General features: G+C 53.5%; 19 protein-coding genes. 9 read left to right on the forward strand and 10 right to left on the reverse strand.

Features of this window, described 5'->3' with window-relative positions; translation table 11 throughout:
- Positions 1–48 precede the first annotated feature (48 nt).
- The 3 genes from chbC to osmE form a co-directional block, all read right to left on the reverse strand.
- Complete coding sequence (gene chbC / locus FHD02_RS18185) at positions 49–1,407, reverse strand: PTS N,N'-diacetylchitobiose transporter subunit IIC (RefSeq protein WP_006684840.1); 1,359 nt, start codon at positions 1,405–1,407, stop codon at positions 49–51.
- Between the two features lie 87 nt (positions 1,408–1,494).
- On the reverse strand, positions 1,495–1,815 hold the full coding sequence (gene chbB / locus FHD02_RS18190) for a PTS N,N'-diacetylchitobiose transporter subunit IIB (RefSeq protein ID WP_003030620.1): 321 nt from the start codon (positions 1,813–1,815) through the stop codon (positions 1,495–1,497).
- A gap of 301 nt (positions 1,816–2,116) precedes the next feature.
- Complete coding sequence (gene osmE, locus FHD02_RS18195) at positions 2,117–2,455, reverse strand: osmotically-inducible lipoprotein OsmE (RefSeq protein WP_006684842.1); 339 nt, start codon at positions 2,453–2,455, stop codon at positions 2,117–2,119.
- A gap of 209 nt (positions 2,456–2,664) precedes the next feature.
- On the opposite strand from osmE, the gene nadE reads away from it, so the two are divergent.
- Positions 2,665–3,495: an ammonia-dependent NAD(+) synthetase gene (nadE, locus tag FHD02_RS18200; protein WP_042308840.1), complete on the forward strand. Its 831-nt coding sequence runs from the start codon at positions 2,665–2,667 to the stop codon at positions 3,493–3,495.
- 126 nt (positions 3,496–3,621) lie between these two features.
- Positions 3,622–4,509 carry an excinuclease Cho gene (cho, locus tag FHD02_RS18205; protein ID WP_220394158.1) on the forward strand — a complete coding sequence of 296 codons (888 nt, stop codon included), beginning with the start codon at positions 3,622–3,624 and terminating at the stop codon, positions 4,507–4,509.
- On the opposite strand, the gene ves is transcribed toward cho, so the two are convergent.
- The 7 genes from ves to FHD02_RS18240 form a co-directional block, all read right to left on the reverse strand.
- Complete coding sequence (gene ves, locus FHD02_RS18210) at positions 4,469–5,044, reverse strand: environmental stress-induced protein Ves (RefSeq protein ID WP_220394166.1); 576 nt, start codon at positions 5,042–5,044, stop codon at positions 4,469–4,471. The two genes, cho and ves, sit on opposite strands and share 41 nt — an antisense overlap.
- 298 nt (positions 5,045–5,342) lie before the next feature.
- Positions 5,343–5,828, reverse strand: coding sequence for an ATP-independent periplasmic protein-refolding chaperone Spy (gene spy / locus FHD02_RS18215; RefSeq protein WP_003832537.1), 486 nt, complete (start codon positions 5,826–5,828; stop codon positions 5,343–5,345).
- Between the two features lie 348 nt (positions 5,829–6,176).
- Positions 6,177–7,142: a succinylglutamate desuccinylase gene (astE, locus tag FHD02_RS18220; protein ID WP_137360001.1), complete on the reverse strand. Its 966-nt coding sequence runs from the start codon at positions 7,140–7,142 to the stop codon at positions 6,177–6,179.
- Positions 7,135–8,478, reverse strand: a complete 1,344-nt coding sequence (astB, locus tag FHD02_RS18225; RefSeq protein WP_137360000.1) for an N-succinylarginine dihydrolase — start codon at positions 8,476–8,478, stop codon at positions 7,135–7,137. The genes astE and astB overlap by 8 nt, the downstream gene beginning before the upstream one ends.
- Positions 8,475–9,953, reverse strand: a complete 1,479-nt coding sequence (gene astD, locus FHD02_RS18230; RefSeq protein ID WP_220394159.1) for a succinylglutamate-semialdehyde dehydrogenase — start codon at positions 9,951–9,953, stop codon at positions 8,475–8,477. The genes astB and astD overlap by 4 nt, the downstream gene beginning before the upstream one ends.
- Entirely contained in the window at positions 9,950–10,984 is a 1,035-nt protein-coding gene (astA, locus tag FHD02_RS18235) for an arginine N-succinyltransferase (RefSeq protein WP_079224490.1), read from the reverse strand. The genes astD and astA overlap by 4 nt, the downstream gene beginning before the upstream one ends.
- Positions 10,981–12,201, reverse strand: coding sequence for an aspartate aminotransferase family protein (locus tag FHD02_RS18240; protein ID WP_079224492.1), 1,221 nt, complete (start codon positions 12,199–12,201; stop codon positions 10,981–10,983). The genes astA and FHD02_RS18240 overlap by 4 nt, the downstream gene beginning before the upstream one ends.
- A 444-nt stretch (positions 12,202–12,645) precedes the next feature.
- On the opposite strand from FHD02_RS18240, the gene xthA reads away from it, so the two are divergent.
- The 7 genes from xthA (at position 12,646) to FHD02_RS18275 (ending at position 19,775) form a co-directional block, all read left to right on the forward strand.
- The gene (gene xthA / locus FHD02_RS18245) at positions 12,646–13,452 is read left to right on the forward strand and encodes an exodeoxyribonuclease III (RefSeq protein WP_038640136.1); all 807 of its coding nucleotides are present in this window, start codon (positions 12,646–12,648) and stop codon (positions 13,450–13,452) included.
- A 223-nt stretch (positions 13,453–13,675) separates the two neighbouring features.
- The gene (locus FHD02_RS18250) at positions 13,676–14,332 is read left to right on the forward strand and encodes a TVP38/TMEM64 family protein (RefSeq protein ID WP_170975153.1); all 657 of its coding nucleotides are present in this window, start codon (positions 13,676–13,678) and stop codon (positions 14,330–14,332) included.
- Positions 14,329–15,039 carry a TVP38/TMEM64 family protein gene (locus FHD02_RS18255; RefSeq protein ID WP_137370817.1) on the forward strand — a complete coding sequence of 237 codons (711 nt, stop codon included), beginning with the start codon at positions 14,329–14,331 and terminating at the stop codon, positions 15,037–15,039. The genes FHD02_RS18250 and FHD02_RS18255 overlap by 4 nt, the downstream gene beginning before the upstream one ends.
- Positions 15,040–15,070: 31 nt before the next feature.
- Positions 15,071–16,240 (forward strand): ABC transporter substrate-binding protein, encoded by a 1,170-nt coding sequence (locus tag FHD02_RS18260; protein WP_137370816.1) that lies wholly within the window; start codon positions 15,071–15,073, stop codon positions 16,238–16,240.
- Positions 16,213–17,748: a thiamine ABC transporter permease gene (locus FHD02_RS18265; RefSeq protein WP_137359993.1), complete on the forward strand. Its 1,536-nt coding sequence runs from the start codon at positions 16,213–16,215 to the stop codon at positions 17,746–17,748. The genes FHD02_RS18260 and FHD02_RS18265 overlap by 28 nt, the downstream gene beginning before the upstream one ends.
- The gene (locus tag FHD02_RS18270; RefSeq protein ID WP_137359992.1) at positions 17,748–18,380 is read left to right on the forward strand and encodes an ATP-binding cassette domain-containing protein; all 633 of its coding nucleotides are present in this window, start codon (positions 17,748–17,750) and stop codon (positions 18,378–18,380) included. Before FHD02_RS18265 ends, FHD02_RS18270 begins: the two co-directional genes overlap by 1 nt.
- Positions 18,381–18,467: 87 nt before the next feature.
- Positions 18,468–19,775, forward strand: coding sequence for a sulfurtransferase (locus FHD02_RS18275; protein ID WP_137359991.1), 1,308 nt, complete (start codon positions 18,468–18,470; stop codon positions 19,773–19,775).
- Positions 19,776–19,782: the final 7 nt, after the last annotated feature.

Below are 19,782 nucleotides of genomic sequence, written 5' to 3' on the forward strand. Positions count from 1 at the left end.
TTCCTCTGGTTCAGTCCGGCATGACGGTGAAGCCATGCCGGATTAAATTTAGAATTTCAATGCGTTAGCGATATCTTCTTCGCTTTCTTCTTGATCAATAACGTTCTGAGCTTTGTTGGCTACCACCACGAACGGCAGGTAAACCAGCGTTGCGATACCGAGGTTGAACAGCGCGACCAGCAGAGCGGCGACGCTACCGTTGGTGTTAAAGAACGCGCCCAAACCGGTTGGCATAGTCCACGGTGCGATGTTGGTAATCGGTGGAATAATGCCTGAGTAGTAAGCTGCCAGCGTAATCGCCGCCAGAATCGGCTGCACCAGAATGAACGGAATAAACATAACCGGGTTCATGATGATCGGCAGACCGAACAGGATAGGTTCGTTAATCTGGAAGAGACCTGACGGCAGTGCCAGCTTAGCAACCTGACGATAGTCTGGACGACGCGATGCCAGGAAGATAGCGATAATCAGACCCAACGTTGCCCCGCTACCCCCAAGGAAAATATAGGAGTCGAGCATCGGTTTCGCCCAGACGTGGAACGTCTTACCGGCTTCCAGCGCGGCGTCTACGGAACCAAACTGTTGGTAGATAGAGATGTTTTCCAGCGCCCATGGCGTCATGATTCCGCTGTCCAACGCAGTCAGCGCCAAAGAACCGTGAATACCAAAGAACCACAGCAGCGGAACAAAAATCACATAGGCCCAACCCACTACGCTACCCAGCGATGCCAGCGGCGTTGAAATGGAATCCATAATGATCTGATGGAAGTTGGTACCCCAGGTGTTCAACGCCCAGGCGATGATCCCCATAATCGAGAGAATAAGGAAGCCAGGAATCAGCGCAGAGAAGGAACGCGATACGGACGTTGGTACGCTATCAGGTAATTTAATCACCCAATTACGATGGACCACAAAAGTGAACATTTCCGCGACCACCAGGCCGATAATAATACCGGAAATAATATTGGCACCACCCAACCAGTTAGCACCAACAGCATAGGCTTCACCCACGCTATATGGCGTTACGGTCATAAACGCGGCGACAGATAACAACCCGGCAGCCAGTGAGTCGACCTTGCGTTCTTCCGCCAGCGCCATACCGATAAAGAACGGCGCCATCAAGGACATGATACCCAACGTACCGTTATAGACGTTTCCACCGATGCCCTTCAAACTATTCAGCGTTTCAATAGTTGAAGCATCAAGTCGAATGCCCATCGAATAAAAAAACGACCCCTCCCCAAAGCTCAGGAAAACGTTATTAATTAATACAAACATTGCCCCTGCGAGGGTTAACGGCATCAAACGAATAAAACCGTTTTTGATTGCATTAACGTGTGGCTGCTTTCCAATTTTTACAGCAAAAGGAAGGAGTACCTTTTCAAGTGAAGCAATAGCGTTACTCATAGAAAAATACCCTTAAATACCGCAATTAGTAATTGCGGTGAATGTTAATGAAATAACTCTTTGACGGGAAAAATTAAAATAAAATAATTAATTTGCTGCGGCTTTTTTAATTGCTGCAACAGCAGCCTTAAGCACGCCTAAACCATCGACTTTGCCATACAGCAGCGAGTCAATCACTTCCACAGGCTTGTTGGGTAACAAACGCTGAATTTCGGGCAACATATAAGCAATTTGTGGACCTAATAACACAACATCGGCCGCAGGGCCTTTTTCTCCAGCCAGCGTTTCAGGAAACGCTTCAATAATAACCGGCACTTCGTATTTTTCGGCCTGAGCACGCATCTTCGAAACCAACAATGAAGTCGACATGCCCGCAGAACAAAACAGATAAATGTGTTTCTTTTCCATTAAAACGATCCTCATGTGCGATTATCTGTCAACCAGACACTCCGCAAGCCATAACCTGCATCCATGCTCTGGGTAACTTGCGTCAGCTAAATTACTTTTTTAGGTGGCTGAAACGAGTATACGGGATTGTACCGGTGGATGGTATTTCCTTGACCAACTAAATTGTCTCTCCTTGACCTGTCGTTATGACCCCCCTCACATTTCGGGCAAATAATTCGCGGCAATAAATAAGATCGTGCGGCACAAAAAAACCGGCGCGATGGCCGGTTGTTCAGAGTGTTCAGGCAATAAACAGTTGTTACTACTTCGCTGCCTGTGGGTCGGTGTCGTACTCTGCGCAGGTCTGGTAGCCAGAGTTAATCACATGGCCGGTATCGTCTAAAGCAACAAAATAGGTTTCAGCTTTACCATCTCGTTGACCCAGGATGTAGGTCTGACAGGTCCCGCGCGCATGGATCATGCTTACTTCTGAAGAAGGCTTACCGGCAATCTGCGCGACTTGCGCCCGACTCATCCCTTTCTTCACATCCTTCACTACGGGCTGAACAAATTGGTCTTTGGTACGATCATAGGCCGTACACCCCGCCAGCATAGTCAAAACAGCCGCTGCACCCAGAATTCCTGTTAGATTCTTGTTCATTTTTTCGTCCTCTTGTTTTTCAGCGTGTTATGTAAGCCTGGAGCACAACAACACATTTTTCAAGCAATCAGATGATACTTAGGCCGTTTCGGAAAATTCTATTAAAACAAAATGATGTTATATCAGGCTTGCATCCCTTGTCGTTTGGGCCTCAACGCGTTAGCTTTAACATATCATTTTTTATCATTTTATTTTTCACAGGGGGTTGCATGACTCTGCAGCAAGAGATAATCAAAGCGCTTGGCGCAAAACCGCACATTAATGCAGAAGAGGAAATTCGTCGCAGCGTAGATTTCCTCAAATCATACCTGCAAACTTACCCCTTTCTGAAATCACTGGTGTTAGGAATTAGCGGCGGACAAGACTCAACACTCGCCGGGAAGCTCTGCCAAATGGCCATTTCCGAGCTCCGCCAGGAAACAGGGAATGACGCGCTACAGTTTATTGCGGTGCGTTTACCATATGGCGTTCAGGCTGACGAACAGGATTGCCAGGACGCCATTGCCTTTATACAACCGGACCGCGTACTCACCGTCAATATTAAAGGTGCGGTGCTGGCCAGTGAGCAGGCGCTGCGCGAGGCGGGTATTGAGCTGAGTGATTTTGTGCGTGGCAATGAAAAAGCCCGTGAACGTATGAAGGCGCAATACAGCATCGCCGGTATGACCAGCGGCGTTGTCGTGGGTACCGATCATGCAGCAGAAGCCATCACCGGATTCTTCACCAAATATGGCGATGGCGGTACTGACATCAACCCAATATTCCGCCTGAACAAGCGCCAGGGTAAACAACTGCTTGCCGCGCTGGGTTGCCCGGAACATTTATATAAGAAAGCACCAACCGCCGATCTTGAAGACGATCGCCCTTCTCTGCCGGATGAAGCCGCATTGGGCGTGAGCTATGACAACATCGACGATTATCTGGAAGGAAAAACCCTGGCTGCCGACGTCGCGAAAATAATTGAAGGTTGGTACGTGAAGACTGAGCACAAACGTCGCCCACCCATCACGGTGTTTGATGATTTCTGGAAAAAAGCGTAATTTTTTCTGCCTCAGGCCGGATAGCGCCCTTCTTGCTGCTCTCCGGCCTAAGGGGCATGGCCATGCCGCTTTTTTAATCGCCCCTCAGCTGTTATACTGGATGGATAACCAGCAGCGGAGTGAAAAGTGGTACGCCGTCAATCAGCCCCTCGCCTGACATTAGAGGCAGCAGCAATTTATGAATATCCTGAGCACCTGCGCCCATTTTTGAGTGCGCTTCCCGCGGTGCCCGGCGTCTATCTGTTTCATAGCGAAAGCGACACCATCCCGCTTTATATAGGCAAAAGTGTTAATATTCGCAGCCGCGTGTTGTCGCACCTGCGTACCACGGACGAAGCGGCAATGCTGCGCCAGTCCAAACGCATTAGCTGGATTTGTACGGCTGGAGAAATTGGCGCCCTACTGTTAGAGGCGCGGCTGATCAAAGAACAACAGCCTCTGTTTAACAAACGTCTGCGGCGCAATCGTCAGCTTTGCGCCCTGCAGCTCACCGACCAGACTGTGCAGGTTGTTTACGCACGAGATATTGATTTCTCCCATGCCCCCAATCTGTTTGGTTTGTTTGCCAATCGTCGTGCCGCGCTACAAACATTGCAAAGCATCGCCGATGAACAGCAACTGTGCTACGGCCTGTTGGGGCTGGAGCCCCTGAGTCGAGGGCGCGCCTGCTTTCGCTCAGCGCTAAAGCGCTGCGCCGGAGCGTGCTGTGGGAAAGAGAGCCCGCAGGCGCATCATTCGCGCCTGCTGGAAGCGCTGGAAAGAGTGCGCGTCATCTGCTGGCCGTGGAGCAATGCCATTGCGCTGCAAGAAACCCGCGCTGAAATGACTCAGTACCATATCATCAATAACTGGTTTTGGCTGGGCGCCGTTTCAACGCTGGATGAGGCGACAACCCTGGCGAGAATGCCGGCTGGCTTTGACCATGATGGCTACAAAATTCTCTGTCGGCCTGTTTTGTCTGGTAAATACGACATTATTGAACTGAATCCGGAGAGTGTCCCGGCATCCAGTTAATCTCGCTGAACAGCAGCTTTCCCTCGCGCTCCAACAGGCGCAGGGTGTGTTTACCGTCGTGCCAGCTCGCGCCCTGATCGGCCGTCAGCAGCTTCTCACCCAATTGCCAGGCGCCACTGATAACAAACACGACGCCGCCACGAGAACCAAAGGTCGTAAAAGTGCGATCGGCAACTCTGACTTTCGCCTGGCAAACATCTCGTCGGGTCATGATATTAAAATCCATCGACATCCGTCCTTCCGTCAGCTTTGCTTTTACTACCTTGTCACCAGCAAAAGTAAAAGGTTGATGCTGCTTCAGGGTGTGAGTGAAGATGTTCGCCTCTTCCAGGGTCACTTCACCTCCTTCCAGCAAGGTAATAACGCGTTCTACGCCCGGGAAAAGAGAAAACTCTCCGTTCGCTGCAAGGGAGGCGATACTCGCCCGCCAGTGAAAATCGCGTGTTGCTGGCGGAAAACAGCAAATCTCACGCGTTTCTCCCGCCCCATTGCGCCACAGACTGACCGGCATTTTGCGGATATCAAAATATTCCATCATCCCTCCAGAAAGGCGTAGCACGGCGACCTGCCGTAAACAACCAGCCATAAATCATCATTGTGATATTCACCCTGCAGAGTATCGTTATCGGCAACAGGGTTGGTTAGCCTTAGCGCTGAATACGGTATTTTGCAAAAAAGATTAACGCATCATCCTGGAGAGAAAGAAAAAACCGCCGATCCTGCCCACATCGTTAAACGTGTTGTGGACAAGAGCGGCGGTCTTGAGTTTGTTACACACTGTGCGGCACTGAACGCCGACACAGCATGACTAATTTAGTGTAGACGCCTGGCGTTTACTCAGCAGCTTCCGGCATTTTACCTTTCTGCGCTGCGCGTTCTGTCAGACGCTTCTCAAAATTGGCATTAAACTGCTTTTTCTGTTCCGGCGTCAGAATGTTGTAAATTTTGTTCTGGGTTTCCATATGCGCCAGCATGTTGGCTTTGCGCTGCTCTTCCATCTTCGCAATCTGCGCTTCGGCTTTCGCTTTATCGAAGCTATCGCTGGCGATGATGTCGTGCATTGCGCGGCGTTCTTCCAGCGGCGGACGTTTCATCTGATCGCGCTGACCTTTCATAATTTCGCGAATCTGCTGTTTCTGCGCGTCGGTCAGGTTCAGGTCTTTGAACATCATGTCGTGATGCGGGGCGAACTTCCCGTTGTGATGCATCATTGGTTTGGCATCCGCTGGCGCAGCTGTTGTGGTGTCAGCAGCATGGGCCAGGTTTGCAGCGCCCAGCGCCAGGGTAGAGGCAACAAACAGAGCAGTCAGTTTACGCATAATTTCTATCCTTTCTTTCAGTTATTTTTACGACATTCATGCGATTCTTATGCAATGTGATGTCGTGTTGACGAGATTAACTTTACCGGCTTAAGCGTCAATTAATCAGAGCAACGGTAAAACAATGAAAGTGTAAAAAACAAACTTTCATCAATTATGGAGAAAAAAAGAATAAATTGCGCAGAGTTGAAATGAAAAATTACAACCAGATGATTTTGAAAGGATTATGAAGAACTATACCTGAACTATGATTATTAAGAAAGCAACTTACCAGGAATAATCCGTAATAAAGCTAAAGCGCACGTAAAAATAAGCCCTCAGAAATAAACCTGAGGGCGGTTATATTTATCAAAACCTTTCGAGCATCAATCCGGCACGTAAACCACAGGCCACGTTTGGGTTCGGAAAAAGAACGTATTCAACGTCATGGGTGACGATAAAACGTTCATCTCCGTCCTGCGCCAGTAACGTTCCCTCGGTAAAGGGGGTAAAGTTGAGCGTCTGGTTATCCATGTGGAGAATAAAATCATCGCTCCGCCGCGTAATCTGAGAGACCACGCGGTAGCGCAGCGGGGATGTTTCTCCGGTAGACACTCGCTCGCCCCGTAGCAGCTTCGCCATCGCATCTGCCGTGCACGCAAACTGGGCCAGATCGTTTTGCCCGAACGGCAGCGCTTTACCCAGCTCCAGCGTACAGGCCAGCGCGCCAAAATGTTCAACGCTAAAATGGGTGAACGTGCCGCCTGGGGACTGATGGAAAACCAACGCCTCCAGCCCCGCATCCCCCAGCCAGCCCAGAAAATTTTCGTCCCAGGCAACGTTGCGTTGTGGCAACACGCCAAAGCGCAGATGCTGAGAGCCGCGAATCGCGGTGTGGAGATCCAGATGCCAGCGCACAGGCTCTTTCGCGCGCGAGTAAAAATCTTCCAGACACAGCTCAAGCTCATGAGCTCTATGCGTTTCTTCACTCTCGGCAAAACTCTGCCACCGGCCACCAAACATACGGTTCAGGTCGCTATGACAATAACGTTTCCCCGCAGCCAGCGCCTGCGGATTACCGAGAATCACCAGCAGGCGCCATGTTAGCGCCAGCTCACCGTTAAACAGTCTGGTCAGCAATGAATCAAGTATTTCTACCGGCGCGGTTTCATTGCCGTGAATCCCCGCAGAAAGCACCAGCGACTGTTCAACCGACGCAGTTGGTGTCAGTTCCAGCACCCCGCGACCAAGCCATTGCCAGACAAAACCGTGAATTGTGCCCTGCGTTTTCTCCGGTATGCTACCCGCGAGCGTCAGGGCCAGAAAATTATCCATGGCTCGTTCTCTCCTGCTGGAAGGGATAAACAGAGCCGAGATTGAGCAATTGCGTCAGTGAATCCAACGCTTCACGCCCTTCGCGCAACAGCTGCGGATCCGCGAGGTCCGTTGCGATAAGACGATCGCGATAGTAGCGGTCGACCCAGTTATTCAGCGTATTGAACAGCGTGTCGTTCATGATAACCGCCGGATTCACGGCCTGCAGCTCCTGTGGGGTAAGCACCACTCGCAGGCGTAAACAAGCCGGGCCGCCGCCGTTGGACATGCTTTCGCGCAAATCAAAGACCCGCAGGTCATCGATCGGATTGTCATCTGCAAGCAAGCGGCTCAGATATCGCCACACGCCAGCATGCTCCCGACATTCCTGCGGTAAAACCAGCATCATCGAACCGTCGTCACGACTCAGTAATTGGCTGTTAAACAGATAGGTCGTTACCGCATCCTGCACCGACACCTCCGCGGTCGGAACTTCCAGCGCAGTAAAACCAGCCACCTGACGGCGTAGTTGCTCTAACAACGCTTGCTGTCTGACAAACGCCTGCTGATGACAAAACAGCACCTGACGATTCGACACCGCAATCACATCGTTATGAAACACGCCAAGATCGATGACGTCCGGGTTTTGCTGAGCAAAAACAAGCTGATGTGGATTGACCTGATTGAGTCGGGCTACGGCTTCACTGGCTTCACGGGATTGCCTCGCCGGGTAGCGCCTCGGCTGTGACGCGTTCCCCTCTTCACGACCGTAAATAAACAGTTGTACGCCAGGATCGCCATAGTCCCCGCCGAGTCGGTTATGGTTTGCCGCCCCTTCATCACCGAACAAAGCAACCTGAGGCAACGCGCCGTGAATCGCAAAGGTACTTTCATCGCGGAAAATCGAGCGTAACAACGCTTCGGTCGTCGGTGCTTCCAGCGAACGGTGGAACTTATTATTCAGGTTCGCCACCGTCAGATGCACTTTTCCGTCCAGTGAATCTGCCGAAGGACAGACCGTTGCCGCATTCGCCACCCACATAGGTGATGCGGAGCTGGCGCTGGAGAGCCAGTGCGGCGCCTGACGCGCCACTTTGTCCAGAATCTGCTCATCACTGCCACAAAAGCCCAGCTGACGCAGCGCCGGGATATAGGGACGTTCATGAGGCGGGATCACCGCCTGAGGGAATCCCGCATCCGCCAGCGCTTTCATTTTTAACAAACCCTGCTTCGCCGCCAGACGAGGGTTCGACACCTGAAAACGGTGGCTGGTCGAAGCCTCATTACCAAATGACAGTCCCGCATAGTGATGGGTCAGCCCCACCAGACCATCGAAATTTACCTCACGCGCTTTCATCGTTTATCCTCGCGAGAGAAATCCAGACCGGGGCTGAGCGCCGACGGCAGAGTTAAGGCCGGCGATTCCAGGCTCGCCATCGGCCAGGCGCAATAATCGGCGGCATACCACGCGCTGGCGCGATGGTTGCCGGAAGCGCCCACGCCACCAAACGGCGCGGTGCTTGCCGCGCCGGTTAACGGTTTATTCCAGTTAACAATCCCGGCCCGCGCCTCCAGCAGGAGCTGATCAAACTGGCTGCGATCGGGTGAAACCAGCCCGCAAGACAACCCAAAGCGGGTGTTGTTCGCCATACGAATCGCGTCATCAAAGCTGTCGTAGCGCCAGACGCCGAGCAGAGGACCAAAAACCTCTTCATCGGGTACGTTTGCCACGTCGGTCAGTTCAATAATACCAGGGGTCAGCAGCGACGTTCCGGCTTTCACCATGCGTGGCACCAGCATCGTGCGCCCCCCAAACGACACCAGACGCTGCCAGGCATCGCAAACCTGCTGCGCGGCCTGTTCAGAAATCAGCCCACCTAAAAACGGCTGCGGTTCTGCATCCCAGTTACCCGGCATTAAACGTTGGCTGACTTCCACCAGACGCGCGAGGAACGCATCACCCTGCGCACCTTTTTTAACCAACAGGCGACGGGCGCAGGTACAACGCTGCCCGGCGGTAACAAATGCGGATTGAATGGTCAGGTGCACTGCCGCATCAATATCTTCCGGGTTCTCAATGATCAGCGGGTTGTTGCCGCCCATCTCCAGCGCAAGGATTTTTTCCGGCTGGCCGGATAACTGTCGATGCAGCTGATAACCGGTATTGGCACTGCCGGTAAACAGCAGACCATCCAGATCATCCAACGCGCTCAGCGCCTGCCCCGTTTCGCGTCCGCCCTGCACCAGATTCAGCACGCCCGGCGGCAAGCCCGCCTGCTGCCACAGTTTTGCCACGGCTTCACCGGTCCACGGCGTCAGCTCGCTGGGCTTGAAAATCAACGTGTTGCCAGCCAGCAGAGCCGGAACAATATGGCCATTGGGCAAATGGCCCGGGAAGTTATACGGGCCAAATACCGCCAGCACGCCGTGCGGTCGATGGCGCAACGTCGCCGCGCCATCCGGTAGTTCACTGTGCTGCTCCCCGGTACGCGCATGGTAAGCTTGCACGGAGATAGCAATTTTATTGATCATCGCCGTCAGTTCCGTGGCAGCTTCCCAGCGCGGTTTGCCGGTTTCCCGGGCGATAATCTGCGTTAACTCGGCTTTATTGCTTTCCAGCAATGAGGCAAATTTTTCAACAATAGCCTGACGCGCGCTAAAGGGGTGTTTAGTCCAACCGGCAAAGGCTGCGCGCGCAGCCCGGCACGCCTGCGCCACCTGGGTTGCATCGGCGTCATTGCCCTGCCACAGCACATCACCGCTTACCGGATTCGTTTTCACCCGACGCTCGCCAAACCCCGTCACCCAGTCGCCGTTTATCCATAATGTCATGCTGTTTTCTCCTCTGCACAAAGACGCACAAAACGTACATGGTCGCCCGCGTGACATTTCAGGGCGTCCAGTTGCGCCGCCGTCAGTACCAGACGTTGGGTATCCGGGTCAGCGCGAACCAACATGACGCGGAAGTTTTGATAGTTTTCATTGGCGACCAGACAGGCCGGGTAATCGCCGGTTGCTGGCTGACCTTCCGCCACCTCCACCAGTCTGCTTTTACGAATCGCCCGTACCCGGTCGATATCACATTCCAGCGTCGGCCCGCCGTCGAAAATGTCGACATAATTGCGGTAGCGAAATCCTTCTTTCTCCAGCACCGCTCGCGCTGGTGCGGTTTGCGGATGTACCTGACCAATTACGCTTTGCGCTTCATCAGACAAGAAATGGGTATAAATAGGATGCTTGGGCATCAGTTCAGCAATAAAGGCTTTTTGTCCGGTGCCGCAGAGAAAATCCGCCCGGCTGAATTCCATGGAGAAAAAGCGTTTGCCGAGGCTTTCCCAGAAGGGGGAGTAACCGTGCTCATCGATTACGCCGCGCATCTCGGCCACGACCTTTTCATTAAACCGGTCACGAAATGCCGCCATAAACATAAAGCGCGACTTAGACAACAAATAGCCGTTGCCCTCTTTACGCCAGTCGGGATCAAGAAACAGAGAGCAAAGCTCGCTGCTACCCGTGTGATCGTTACTCAGAAACAGCGTCGGCAGCGCGTTATATACGTTCAGTTCTTTCGAGGCGTGCACCAGCGTGCCAACCCGGTAGTTGTACCAGGGATCGTTAAGCCCTACCGCCACCTCGATGGCGCAAATCCCTGCCACGGTTCCGCTGGCGCTGTCTTCAAGGACAAAAACATAGCCTTGCTCACTTTTCGGCAACTCACCGCGCCAGGTTTGTAGCGAGCGCTCGATACGCGCCATCAGCGTGGCTTCATTGGCCGGTAACGAGGTCAGCCCACCGCCGGTCTTACCGGCCAGTTGCATCAGCGCGGTGATATCAGCGCGTTCAATAGGACGAATCACCATCATGATGAACCTCCTGCTTTAATGCGTTCGCAGGCCAGCGCAAAGCGATCCAGTCCGCTAGCAACCTCTTCTTCGCTGACGTTTAACGCTGGCGCAAAGCGCACCACGTTAGCGCCAGCGATCAGCACCATCACTCCGGCATTGGCCGCCTCTTGCGAGATGAGTTTCGCTTTTCCGGCAAATTCCGCGTTCAGTACGCAGCCGATCAGCAGGCCGAGCCCACGAATTTCACTAAACAGTCCAAAACGTTCGTTAATGGCGTTAATACGCTCCACAAACCAGTCGTGGCGCTGCTTAACACCGTTGAGCATATCCGGGGTGTTAACAATCTCCAGCAGTTTGCCCGCCACCGCCGTGGCCAGCGGGTTTCCGCCGTATGTTGTACCGTGCGTACCAACCGTCATCACGCTGGCACAGTCTGCCGTCGCCAATAACGCGCCGATGGGGAAACCGCCGCCCAATGCTTTGGCTGTCGTCAGCAGATCTGGCGTAACGCCATAGTGCATATAGGCATACAGTTCGCCGGTACGGCCTACTCCGGTCTGGACTTCGTCAAAAATCAGCAGCGCATTGTGGCGATCGCATAATTCACGCAGCCCCTGTAAGAATTCATTTGTTGCCGGTACTACGCCACCTTCACCCTGCACCGGTTCAACGATGACCGCACAGGTGGTGTCATCAATCAGTTGGCGGGCTGAGTCGAGATCGTTGTAGACGGCATGGCGGATATCCGGCGGCAGCGGCGCGAAATCTTGTGAATAAGCAGGCTGTCCTCCGGCGCTGACGGTGAACAGCGTGCGGCCATGGAAAGCATTTTTAAACGCCACGATGCCGCTCTTCTGGCTGCCAAAACGATCGTGAGCAAATTTACGCGCCAGCTTTAATGCCGCTTCGTTTGCCTCCGCGCCGGAGTTACAGAAGAAAACACGCTCGGCGAAGGTGGCGTCAATCAGCTTTTTCGCCAGACGCAGCACCGGCTCGTTGGTGTAGCCATTTCCTGTGTGCCAGAATTTGCTCGCCTGGTCGTTTAATGCCTCGCGCAAAGCCGGATGGGCGTGCCCCAGCGCGTTAACCGCAATGCCTCCCGCGAAATCGATATACTCTTTACCCTGCTGATCCCACAGACGTGAACCTTCACCACGCACCGGAATAAAAGGAGCCGGAGCATATACGGGCATCATCCATTCATCAAAATTTTCACGCGTAATTGACAGAGACATAGCGACCTCAACGGTAAATAAAAAGTTATTTATATGTTAATAAATATAGTGTTTGCGGTGTAAATGTAGATTGCAGGGTTCGTGCCAGCCAGCAAAAAAAGTGCATAAACAAAGGTCGGTGACGGAATATCAACAGGTTACAACGTGGCGATATTCACTTTATGCGCATAAAAAGTGAATATGTTCGCGCATCAGGCGACTAAATAGAGGAAAAACCGCAGTTTTATTCAGTTGCCAAATATAATTCTGGAATTGTGATCGTATACGAAATTTATCGGAAATTATTGCTCTGTTCTGACGCGCTTCGCGCCAAAACGGTGCAGTTTTTGCTCCATCGTTAACACCATTGGCAATCATTGTTGGAATCAGGTGACAAGAAGCAGTCAGCCAGCGGAAATTCTGCTACCATCCTTGCACTATTCATCTTGCAAAACGGCAGCGACTATGAAATTTGTCTCTTTTAATATCAACGGCCTGCGTGCCCGTCCTCATCAACTGGCAGCCATTGTCGAAAAACACCAACCGGATGTGATTGGCTTACAGGAGACAAAAGTCCACGACGACATGTTCCCTCTCGAAGAGGTAGCAAAGCTGGGTTACAACGTCTTTTATCATGGTCAGAAAGGTCATTACGGCGTGGCGCTGCTAACGAAAGAAACGCCAATCGCAGTGCGTCGTGGCTTCCCGGACGATGGCGAAGAAGCGCAGCGTCGTATCATCATGGCGGAAATCCCATCCCCTCTGGGCAGCATTACCGTGATCAACGGCTATTTCCCGCAGGGCGAAAGCCGTGACCACGAAACCAAATTTCCGGCCAAGGCCGCGTTTTACCAGAATCTACAAAACTATCTGGAGACTGAACTGAAACGCGACAATCCGGTATTGATCATGGGCGATATGAACATCAGCCCAACCGATCTCGATATCGGCATTGGCGAGGAAAACCGTAAACGCTGGCTGCGTACCGGTAAATGTTCCTTCCTGCCGGAAGAGCGTGAGTGGATGGAGCGTCTGCTGGGCTGGGGCCTGGTGGACACCTATCGTCATGCTTATCCTGAAAAAAATGACCAGTTCTCGTGGTTTGATTACCGCTCAAAAGGCTTTGATGATAACCGTGGCCTGCGTATCGATCTGCTGTTAGCGAGCAACCCACTGGCGGAGCGCTGCGAAGAAACCGGCATCGACTATGAGATCCGCAGCATGGAAAAACCGTCCGATCATGCGCCGGTATGGGCTAAATTCCGCGTCTGACCTCCTGCGATTTTTCACTCTCCGGGCCTCGCCTGGAGAGTCTGTTTATTCTGTGTAAAATCAATAAATCGACGGTAATACATTGTTGTGTCCGGGAATTTATTATATCTTCGCGCGCACTTTTCGCTGACGAAAACGCTGCGTTACACTCGGTTTTACAGGAGAACCCCCATGAAAAAGAAGTTCGCATAACGCAGAATACCGGCTGCTGATCGTCGCGGTCCTGTTCTGCATTCTGGCGGGAGTTTTCCATTATTTCGGCCTGACCGACCTGATAACCAATTTCCAGCATTTACAAGACGTCATCCGCCAAAGCGGTATGTTCGGCTATACGCTTTACATCTTGCTGTTTATCATCGCGGCGCTGTGTCTGATCCCCGGCAGTATTCTGGTGATCGTCGGCGGTGTGCTGTTTGGCCCTGTCACAGGGACGCTTGTCTCGTTAGTGGCGGCAACCGTCGCCTCGGCGCTGTCGTTTTTGCTGGCTCGCTGGCTTGGTCGGGAACTACTGCTGAAATACGTTGGGCACACGGCGACTTTTCAGGCAATCGAGAAAGGCATTGCCCATAGCGGATTGGACTTTCTGATCCTGACCCGACTCGTCCCACTGTTCCCCTATAATATTCAAAATTACGCCTATGGACTGACGGCTATTCCGTTCTGGTCATTTACTGTGATATCCGCGGTAACCACCTTGCCCGGCATCTTTATCTATACGCTGATGTCGCACGAACTGGCCAGCGAAGGCATGACTCTGGCATTTGTCGGCAAACTCAGCGTTGCGGGCCTGGCGTTATTCATTCTTATTCAGGCGGCAAAAGCCTGGGCCAGATATAAACATATCGATCCGTCGTCCAGCCACGAGTGCGCAGGTAAATGACAAAGCTGAACAAAGCGCGATTAACCCGCTATTACCGGACAGGATTAATAGTTGTGCTGCTGCTCGCGCTGATGGCATGGATGTGGATACCTGGCGTCAGTGATTTTCTCCGGGGCAGCCTGGCGGCGTTTACTACGCTGGATCAACGCGCTCTTGAGAACTTCATTCGTTCGTATGGGACCCAGGCGGCGGTTGTATCGTTCTTCCTGATGATCTTACAGGCCATCGTCGCGCCGCTTCCCGCCTTTGTGATTACGTTTGCCAATGCCTCGCTGTTTGGCGCGTTTTGGGGCGGCGTACTGTCCTGGAGCAGCGCGATGGTCGGCGCAGCGCTGTGCTTTTTTATTGCCCGCGTTTTGGGTCGCAGTGCGGTGGAAAAGCTGACCGGGAAAACAGTGCTGAACAACATGGACACTTTTTTCGAACGTTATGGCAAGCACACTATTCTCATCTGTCGCCTGTTGCCTTTTGTGCCCTTCGACCCGGTAAGCTATGCCGCAGGCCTGACCTCGATTCGTTTTCGCCACTTTCTCTTCGCCACCGGCTTCGGTCAGTTACCCGCCACGATTGTCTATTCGTGGGCCGGTAGCCTGTTAACCGGCGGTACATTTTGGTTTGTTACCGGCCTGTTCATCCTGTTTGCCCTGAGCGTGGTGATTGCAGGAGCAAGAAGCCTTTACCTTGAGCGTCAACGGAAGAAAACCTGAGACATACGCCATTTTTAGCAATGGAGATATTATGCGTTACTGCTTATTGTGCCTGAGTTTGCTGCTCTGCCCGCTGGCGGCTTTTTCCCAGGACGCCAGCTGGCAGCAAATCAAAAATGACGCCCGCGGTCAGACGGTATGGTTCAACGCCTGGGGTGGCGATAACGCCGTTAATCAGTATCTCGACTGGGTTAGCGGCGAGATAAAAACGCACTATGCCATTAACCTGAAAATTGTGCGGCTGGCGGATGCCGCCGACGCCGTTAAACGCATCCAGACCGAGGCGGCATCCGGGCGAACAACCGGCGGTTCTGTCGACTTATTGTGGGTAAACGGTGAAAACTTCCGCACTTTAAAAGGCGCTGGCCTGCTGCAAACCCAGTGGGCGCAGGCATTGCCTAACTGGCGCTATGTTGATACCCGGAAACCAGTCAGTGAAGACTTTGCCATCCCCACGGAAGGGGCAGAATCGCCATGGGGCGGCGCACAGCTAACCTTCATTGCCAGACGCGATCTCACTGCCCAGCCGCCGCAATCCCCGCAGGCATTGCTTGAATTTGCGCAGGCGCACCCTGGCACAGTAACTTACCCGCGCCCGCCAGACTTTACCGGCACGGCTTTTCTCGAGCAGTTGCTGATTATGCTTACCACGGAACCGCAAGCATTGAAAGTTGCGCCCGATGCCGCCACATTCGCCAACGTTACCGCTCCGTTATGGCATTATCTTGACGCTCTACACCCTGTACTATGGCGTGAAGGCAAAGATTTTCCGCCCACGCCTGCGCGGATGGATGCGTTGCTGAATACCGGTACGCTGCGTTTATCATTGACCTTTAACCCAGCCCACGCGCAGCAAAAAGTGGCCAGCGGCGAATTGCCCAAAACCAGCTATAGTTTTGGTTTCTCACAGGGCATGATCGGCAACGTGCATTTTGTCACTATTCCGGCGAATGCCCGCGCCAGCGCCGGAGCCAAAGTCGTGGCAAACTTCCTGCTGTCTCCCGAAGCGCAACTGCGTAAAGCTGACCCTGCTATCTGGGGAGATCCTTCGGTGCTTGATCCGCAAAAACTGCCAGACGAACAGCGTGACGCCCTGCTGGCGTATATCCCGCTAGGACTCCCTGCCGTACTGCCAGAACCACATGCAGCCTGGGTAAACGCTCTGGAACAAGAATGGCTACGCCGCTACGGTACGCATTAATTCTGTTGCTGTGGGGCATCATGACGGCAGTTTATCTGCCGCTGGTGCCTGCAACGTTCTCTCTGCTAGCCCCAGCGCTTAGCACCACGCACTGGCTGGCGCTGTTTGACGATCCTCAACTCCCGCAGGCGTTGCTGGCAACGCTGGTTTCCGTAAGTCTGGCGGCGTTCGGCGCACTGTCCATTGCGCTGTTGGCGATCCTCTTTTTGTGGCCCGGCGCTGGCTGGGCGCGACTGTGCTCACGCCTGCCGTTGCTGCTGGCGATCCCGCACGTCGCATTCGCGACCAGCATGCTGTTGATTTTTGCCGAAGGCGGCATGCTCTGGCAGTGGCTGCCTTTTCTCAACTCGCAACCGGACCGCTATGGGATTGGACTTGGCATCACGCTGGCGGTGAAAGAGAGCGCCTTTTTGTTGTGGATCCTCTCAGCCCTGCTGAGTGAGAAACAACTTTCACAACAGGTTATCGTCCTGGATTCGCTGGGTTACAGCCGTTTGCAATGCCTGAACTGGCTGGTTCTGCCCTCCATCGCCCCTGCTTTAGGCAAAGCCATGCTGGCAGTCGTGGCCTGGTCACTCTCCGTTGTGGATGTGGCCATCGTCCTTGGCCCCGGAAATCCGCCCACGCTTGCCGTGCTGAGCTGGCAATGGCTCAGCCAGGGTGATGCCGAACAGCAGGCCAAAGGTGCACTCTCCAGCCTGCTGCTGGTGTTGTTGCTATTTATCTTCGCGCTGGTGGGCTATCTGTTCTGGCGTGGCTGGCGGAGCATGATTCCGGCAGTAAACGGAATACGCCTGCGTTTTTCGTCCGCTACAATCGCACGCCCGCTGGTACAACTTTTGCCCATCAGCGGAGTGGTATGCTCCCTGGTACTGGCGCTTTCCGCCAACTCTTCATCGCTCAACAGCGAGGCGCTCAGCAATAGTCTGCAACTGGGACTCATCTCCAGCGTGCTGGGATTACTGATACTCTTTGCGTGGCTGGAATGGGGACCGCAAACCGGACACCGTTGGGTCTGGCTGCCCATTATCCTGCCCGCGCTGCCGCTGGTCACCGGACAGTATCTGGTGGCGTTATATACCGGACAAGATGGGCTGATGACGACCATCATCTGGGGCCACCTGCTGTGGGTGATGCCATGGATGCTGTTTGTACTCAAACCGGCGTGGCAACGTATTGATCCACGATTGATTCTGATTGCACAAACGCTGGGCTGGGCGCGAGGCCGCATATTTTGGCGGGTAAAATGCCCGCTGCTGTTACGCCCGGCACTGATCGCCTTCGCGGTTGGCTTCTCGGTCAGTATTGCCCAATATATGCCAACCCTGTGGTTAGGAGCCGGACGCTATCCCACCCTGACCACCGAGGCGGTGGCATTAAGCAGCGGCGGCAGCACGGCTATTTTAGCGACACAGGCGCTATGGCAGCTTCTGTTACCGCTATCCGTTTTCGTACTGACGGCGTTTTTCGCCGCGTGGCTCGGCCGCTTTCGACAAGGACTCCGTTAATGCTCATCGTTCAAAGCCTTTCAGTGTACCAGGGCACGACAACGCTACTGAAAGACGTGAATTTCCAGGTTAATAAAAGTGACATTGTCACTATCATGGGACCTTCCGGTAGCGGTAAGTCTTCGCTGTTTTCGTGGATGGTCGGCGCATTGTCACCTCAGTTTCAGGCTTCAGGCGAACTGTGGCTCAACGAACGGCGCATAGACACGCTGCCCACCGCGCAGCGCCAGATTGGCATCCTGTTCCAGGATGCGTTGCTATTTGACCATTTCAGCGTTGGACAGAATTTACTGCTGGCCTTACCCGCCAGTTTGCAAGGTTCCGCCAGACGCCATACTGTTGAAAACGCCCTTACGCGCGCGGATCTGGCAGGATTTTATCATCGCGACCCGGCCTCACTCTCCGGCGGCCAACGATCGCGTGTCGCCCTGCTGCGCGCCCTGCTGGCTCAGCCTCAGGCGCTGTTGCTCGATGAACCCTTTAGCAGACTGGATGCGTCGCTACGCGATACCTTCCGCCAGTGGGTCTTTACCGAGGTGCGCAAGTTGAATATTCCGGTGGTACAAGTTACGCATGATGCGCAGGATGTCCCGCCAGCAGGCCGTGTATTACAGATGGAAAACTGGGCGTGAATGTGGCGATATGCTGCGTTAACGCAAGGTTTTAACTTAGCCGGCGGCACAGAATGTCGTCTTCTTTTTTCAACGTCGGGCTATTCGATGAAACGTGTTTCTCAAATGACCGCGCTGGCACTGGCTTTAGGGCTCGCTTGCGCTCCTTCCTGGGCTGCTGAAACAGCACAGACCCTCACCCTCAACCAGTTACAGCAAAAGCAAGGCGCGGCGATCGATACCCGTCAGAGCGCTTTTTACAACGGCTGGCCACAATCGCTCAATGGTCCTTCCGGACACGAACCCTCCGCACTGAATCTGTCTGCCGCCTGGCTCGACAAAATGAATGATGAACAACTCAATGCCTGGGTAAAGGCGCATCAGCTAAAAACCGATGCGCTGGTGGCGTTGTATGGTAGCGATAGCGAGATGCAGGCTGTTAAATCCCGCCTGCAGAAAGTCGGTTTTAGCCATATTTCAACCCTCAGCGACGCCCTTGCGGATCCTGCCCGCCTGCAACGTCTGCCGCACTTCGAACAACTGGTTTACCCGCAGTGGCTGCACGACCTGCAGCAGGGAAAAGAAGTGACCGCCAAACCGTCGGGTAACTGGAAAGTGATTGAAGCCGCCTGGGGCGCGCCGAAGCTGTATCTGCTCAGCCATATCCCTGGTGCGGGCTACATTGATACCAACGAAGTCGAAAGCGAACCGCTATGGAATAAAGTTTCCGACGCGCAACTCAAAGCCATGCTGGCAAAACATGGTATTCGCCACGACACCACGGTGATTTTATACGGTCGTGATGTCTATGCCGCCGCGCGCGTGGCGCAAATCATGTTGTATGCAGGCGTGAAAGATGTGCGTCTGCTCGACGGCGGGTGGCAAACCTGGTCAGATTCAGGTTTACCGGTGGAACGCGGAACGCCGCCGACGGTGAAAGCGGCTCCTGATTTTGGCGTTGCTATCCCTGCCCAACCACAACTGATGCTGAATACGGAACAGGCTCGCGGCCTGCTGCATCGCCAGGATGCGTCGCTGGTCAGCATCCGCTCGTGGCCTGAGTTTATTGGTACCACCAGCGGCTATAGCTACATCAAGCCAAAAGGTGAGATCGCAGGCGCACGCTGGGGCCACGCGGGGAGTGATTCCACGCATATGGAAGATTTCCATAACCCGGACGGCACCATGCGCAGCGCGGATGATATCGCCGCCATGTGGAAACAGTGGAATATCACGCCAGACCAGCAGGTTTCTTTCTACTGCGGCACCGGCTGGCGTGCTTCAGAAACGTTTATGTATGCCCGCGCGATGGGCTGGAAAAACGTCTCTGTTTACGACGGTGGCTGGTATGAGTGGAGCAGCAATCCGAAAAACCCGGTCGCCAGCGGTGAACGGGGTCCGGACAGCAGCAAGTAAAATGGTC

The sequence above is a fragment of the Citrobacter sp. EC_71 genome (assembly GCF_019584005.1).
In the GTDB taxonomy this organism is placed as follows: domain Bacteria; phylum Pseudomonadota; class Gammaproteobacteria; order Enterobacterales; family Enterobacteriaceae; genus Citrobacter; species Citrobacter werkmanii.

What these genes read in the sequence shown, in the direction of transcription:
- chbC (WP_006684840.1), bottom strand. Translation starts at nt 1,407, where the DNA reads ATGAGTAACGCTATTGCTTCACTTGAAAAGGTACTCCTTCCTTTTGCT.
- chbB (WP_003030620.1), bottom strand. Translation starts at nt 1,815, where the DNA reads ATGGAAAAGAAACACATTTATCTGTTTTGTTCTGCGGGCATGTCGACT.
- osmE (WP_006684842.1), bottom strand. Translation starts at nt 2,455, where the DNA reads ATGAACAAGAATCTAACAGGAATTCTGGGTGCAGCGGCTGTTTTGACT.
- nadE (WP_042308840.1), top strand. Translation starts at nt 2,665, where the DNA reads ATGACTCTGCAGCAAGAGATAATCAAAGCGCTTGGCGCAAAACCGCAC.
- ves (WP_220394166.1), bottom strand. Translation starts at nt 5,044, where the DNA reads ATGGAATATTTTGATATCCGCAAAATGCCGGTCAGTCTGTGGCGCAAT.
- spy (WP_003832537.1), bottom strand. Translation starts at nt 5,828, where the DNA reads ATGCGTAAACTGACTGCTCTGTTTGTTGCCTCTACCCTGGCGCTGGGC.
- astE (WP_137360001.1), bottom strand. Translation starts at nt 7,142, where the DNA reads ATGGATAATTTTCTGGCCCTGACGCTCGCGGGTAGCATACCGGAGAAA.
- astB (WP_137360000.1), bottom strand. Translation starts at nt 8,478, where the DNA reads ATGAAAGCGCGTGAGGTAAATTTCGATGGTCTGGTGGGGCTGACCCAT.
- astD (WP_220394159.1), bottom strand. Translation starts at nt 9,953, where the DNA reads ATGACATTATGGATAAACGGCGACTGGGTGACGGGGTTTGGCGAGCGT.
- astA (WP_079224490.1), bottom strand. Translation starts at nt 10,984, where the DNA reads ATGATGGTGATTCGTCCTATTGAACGCGCTGATATCACCGCGCTGATG.
- FHD02_RS18240 (WP_079224492.1), bottom strand. Translation starts at nt 12,201, where the DNA reads ATGTCTCTGTCAATTACGCGTGAAAATTTTGATGAATGGATGATGCCC.
- xthA (WP_038640136.1), top strand. Translation starts at nt 12,646, where the DNA reads ATGAAATTTGTCTCTTTTAATATCAACGGCCTGCGTGCCCGTCCTCAT.
- FHD02_RS18255 (WP_137370817.1), top strand. Translation starts at nt 14,329, where the DNA reads ATGACAAAGCTGAACAAAGCGCGATTAACCCGCTATTACCGGACAGGA.
- FHD02_RS18260 (WP_137370816.1), top strand. Translation starts at nt 15,071, where the DNA reads ATGCGTTACTGCTTATTGTGCCTGAGTTTGCTGCTCTGCCCGCTGGCG.
- FHD02_RS18265 (WP_137359993.1), top strand. Translation starts at nt 16,213, where the DNA reads ATGGCTACGCCGCTACGGTACGCATTAATTCTGTTGCTGTGGGGCATC.
- FHD02_RS18270 (WP_137359992.1), top strand. Translation starts at nt 17,748, where the DNA reads ATGCTCATCGTTCAAAGCCTTTCAGTGTACCAGGGCACGACAACGCTA.
- FHD02_RS18275 (WP_137359991.1), top strand. Translation starts at nt 18,468, where the DNA reads ATGAAACGTGTTTCTCAAATGACCGCGCTGGCACTGGCTTTAGGGCTC.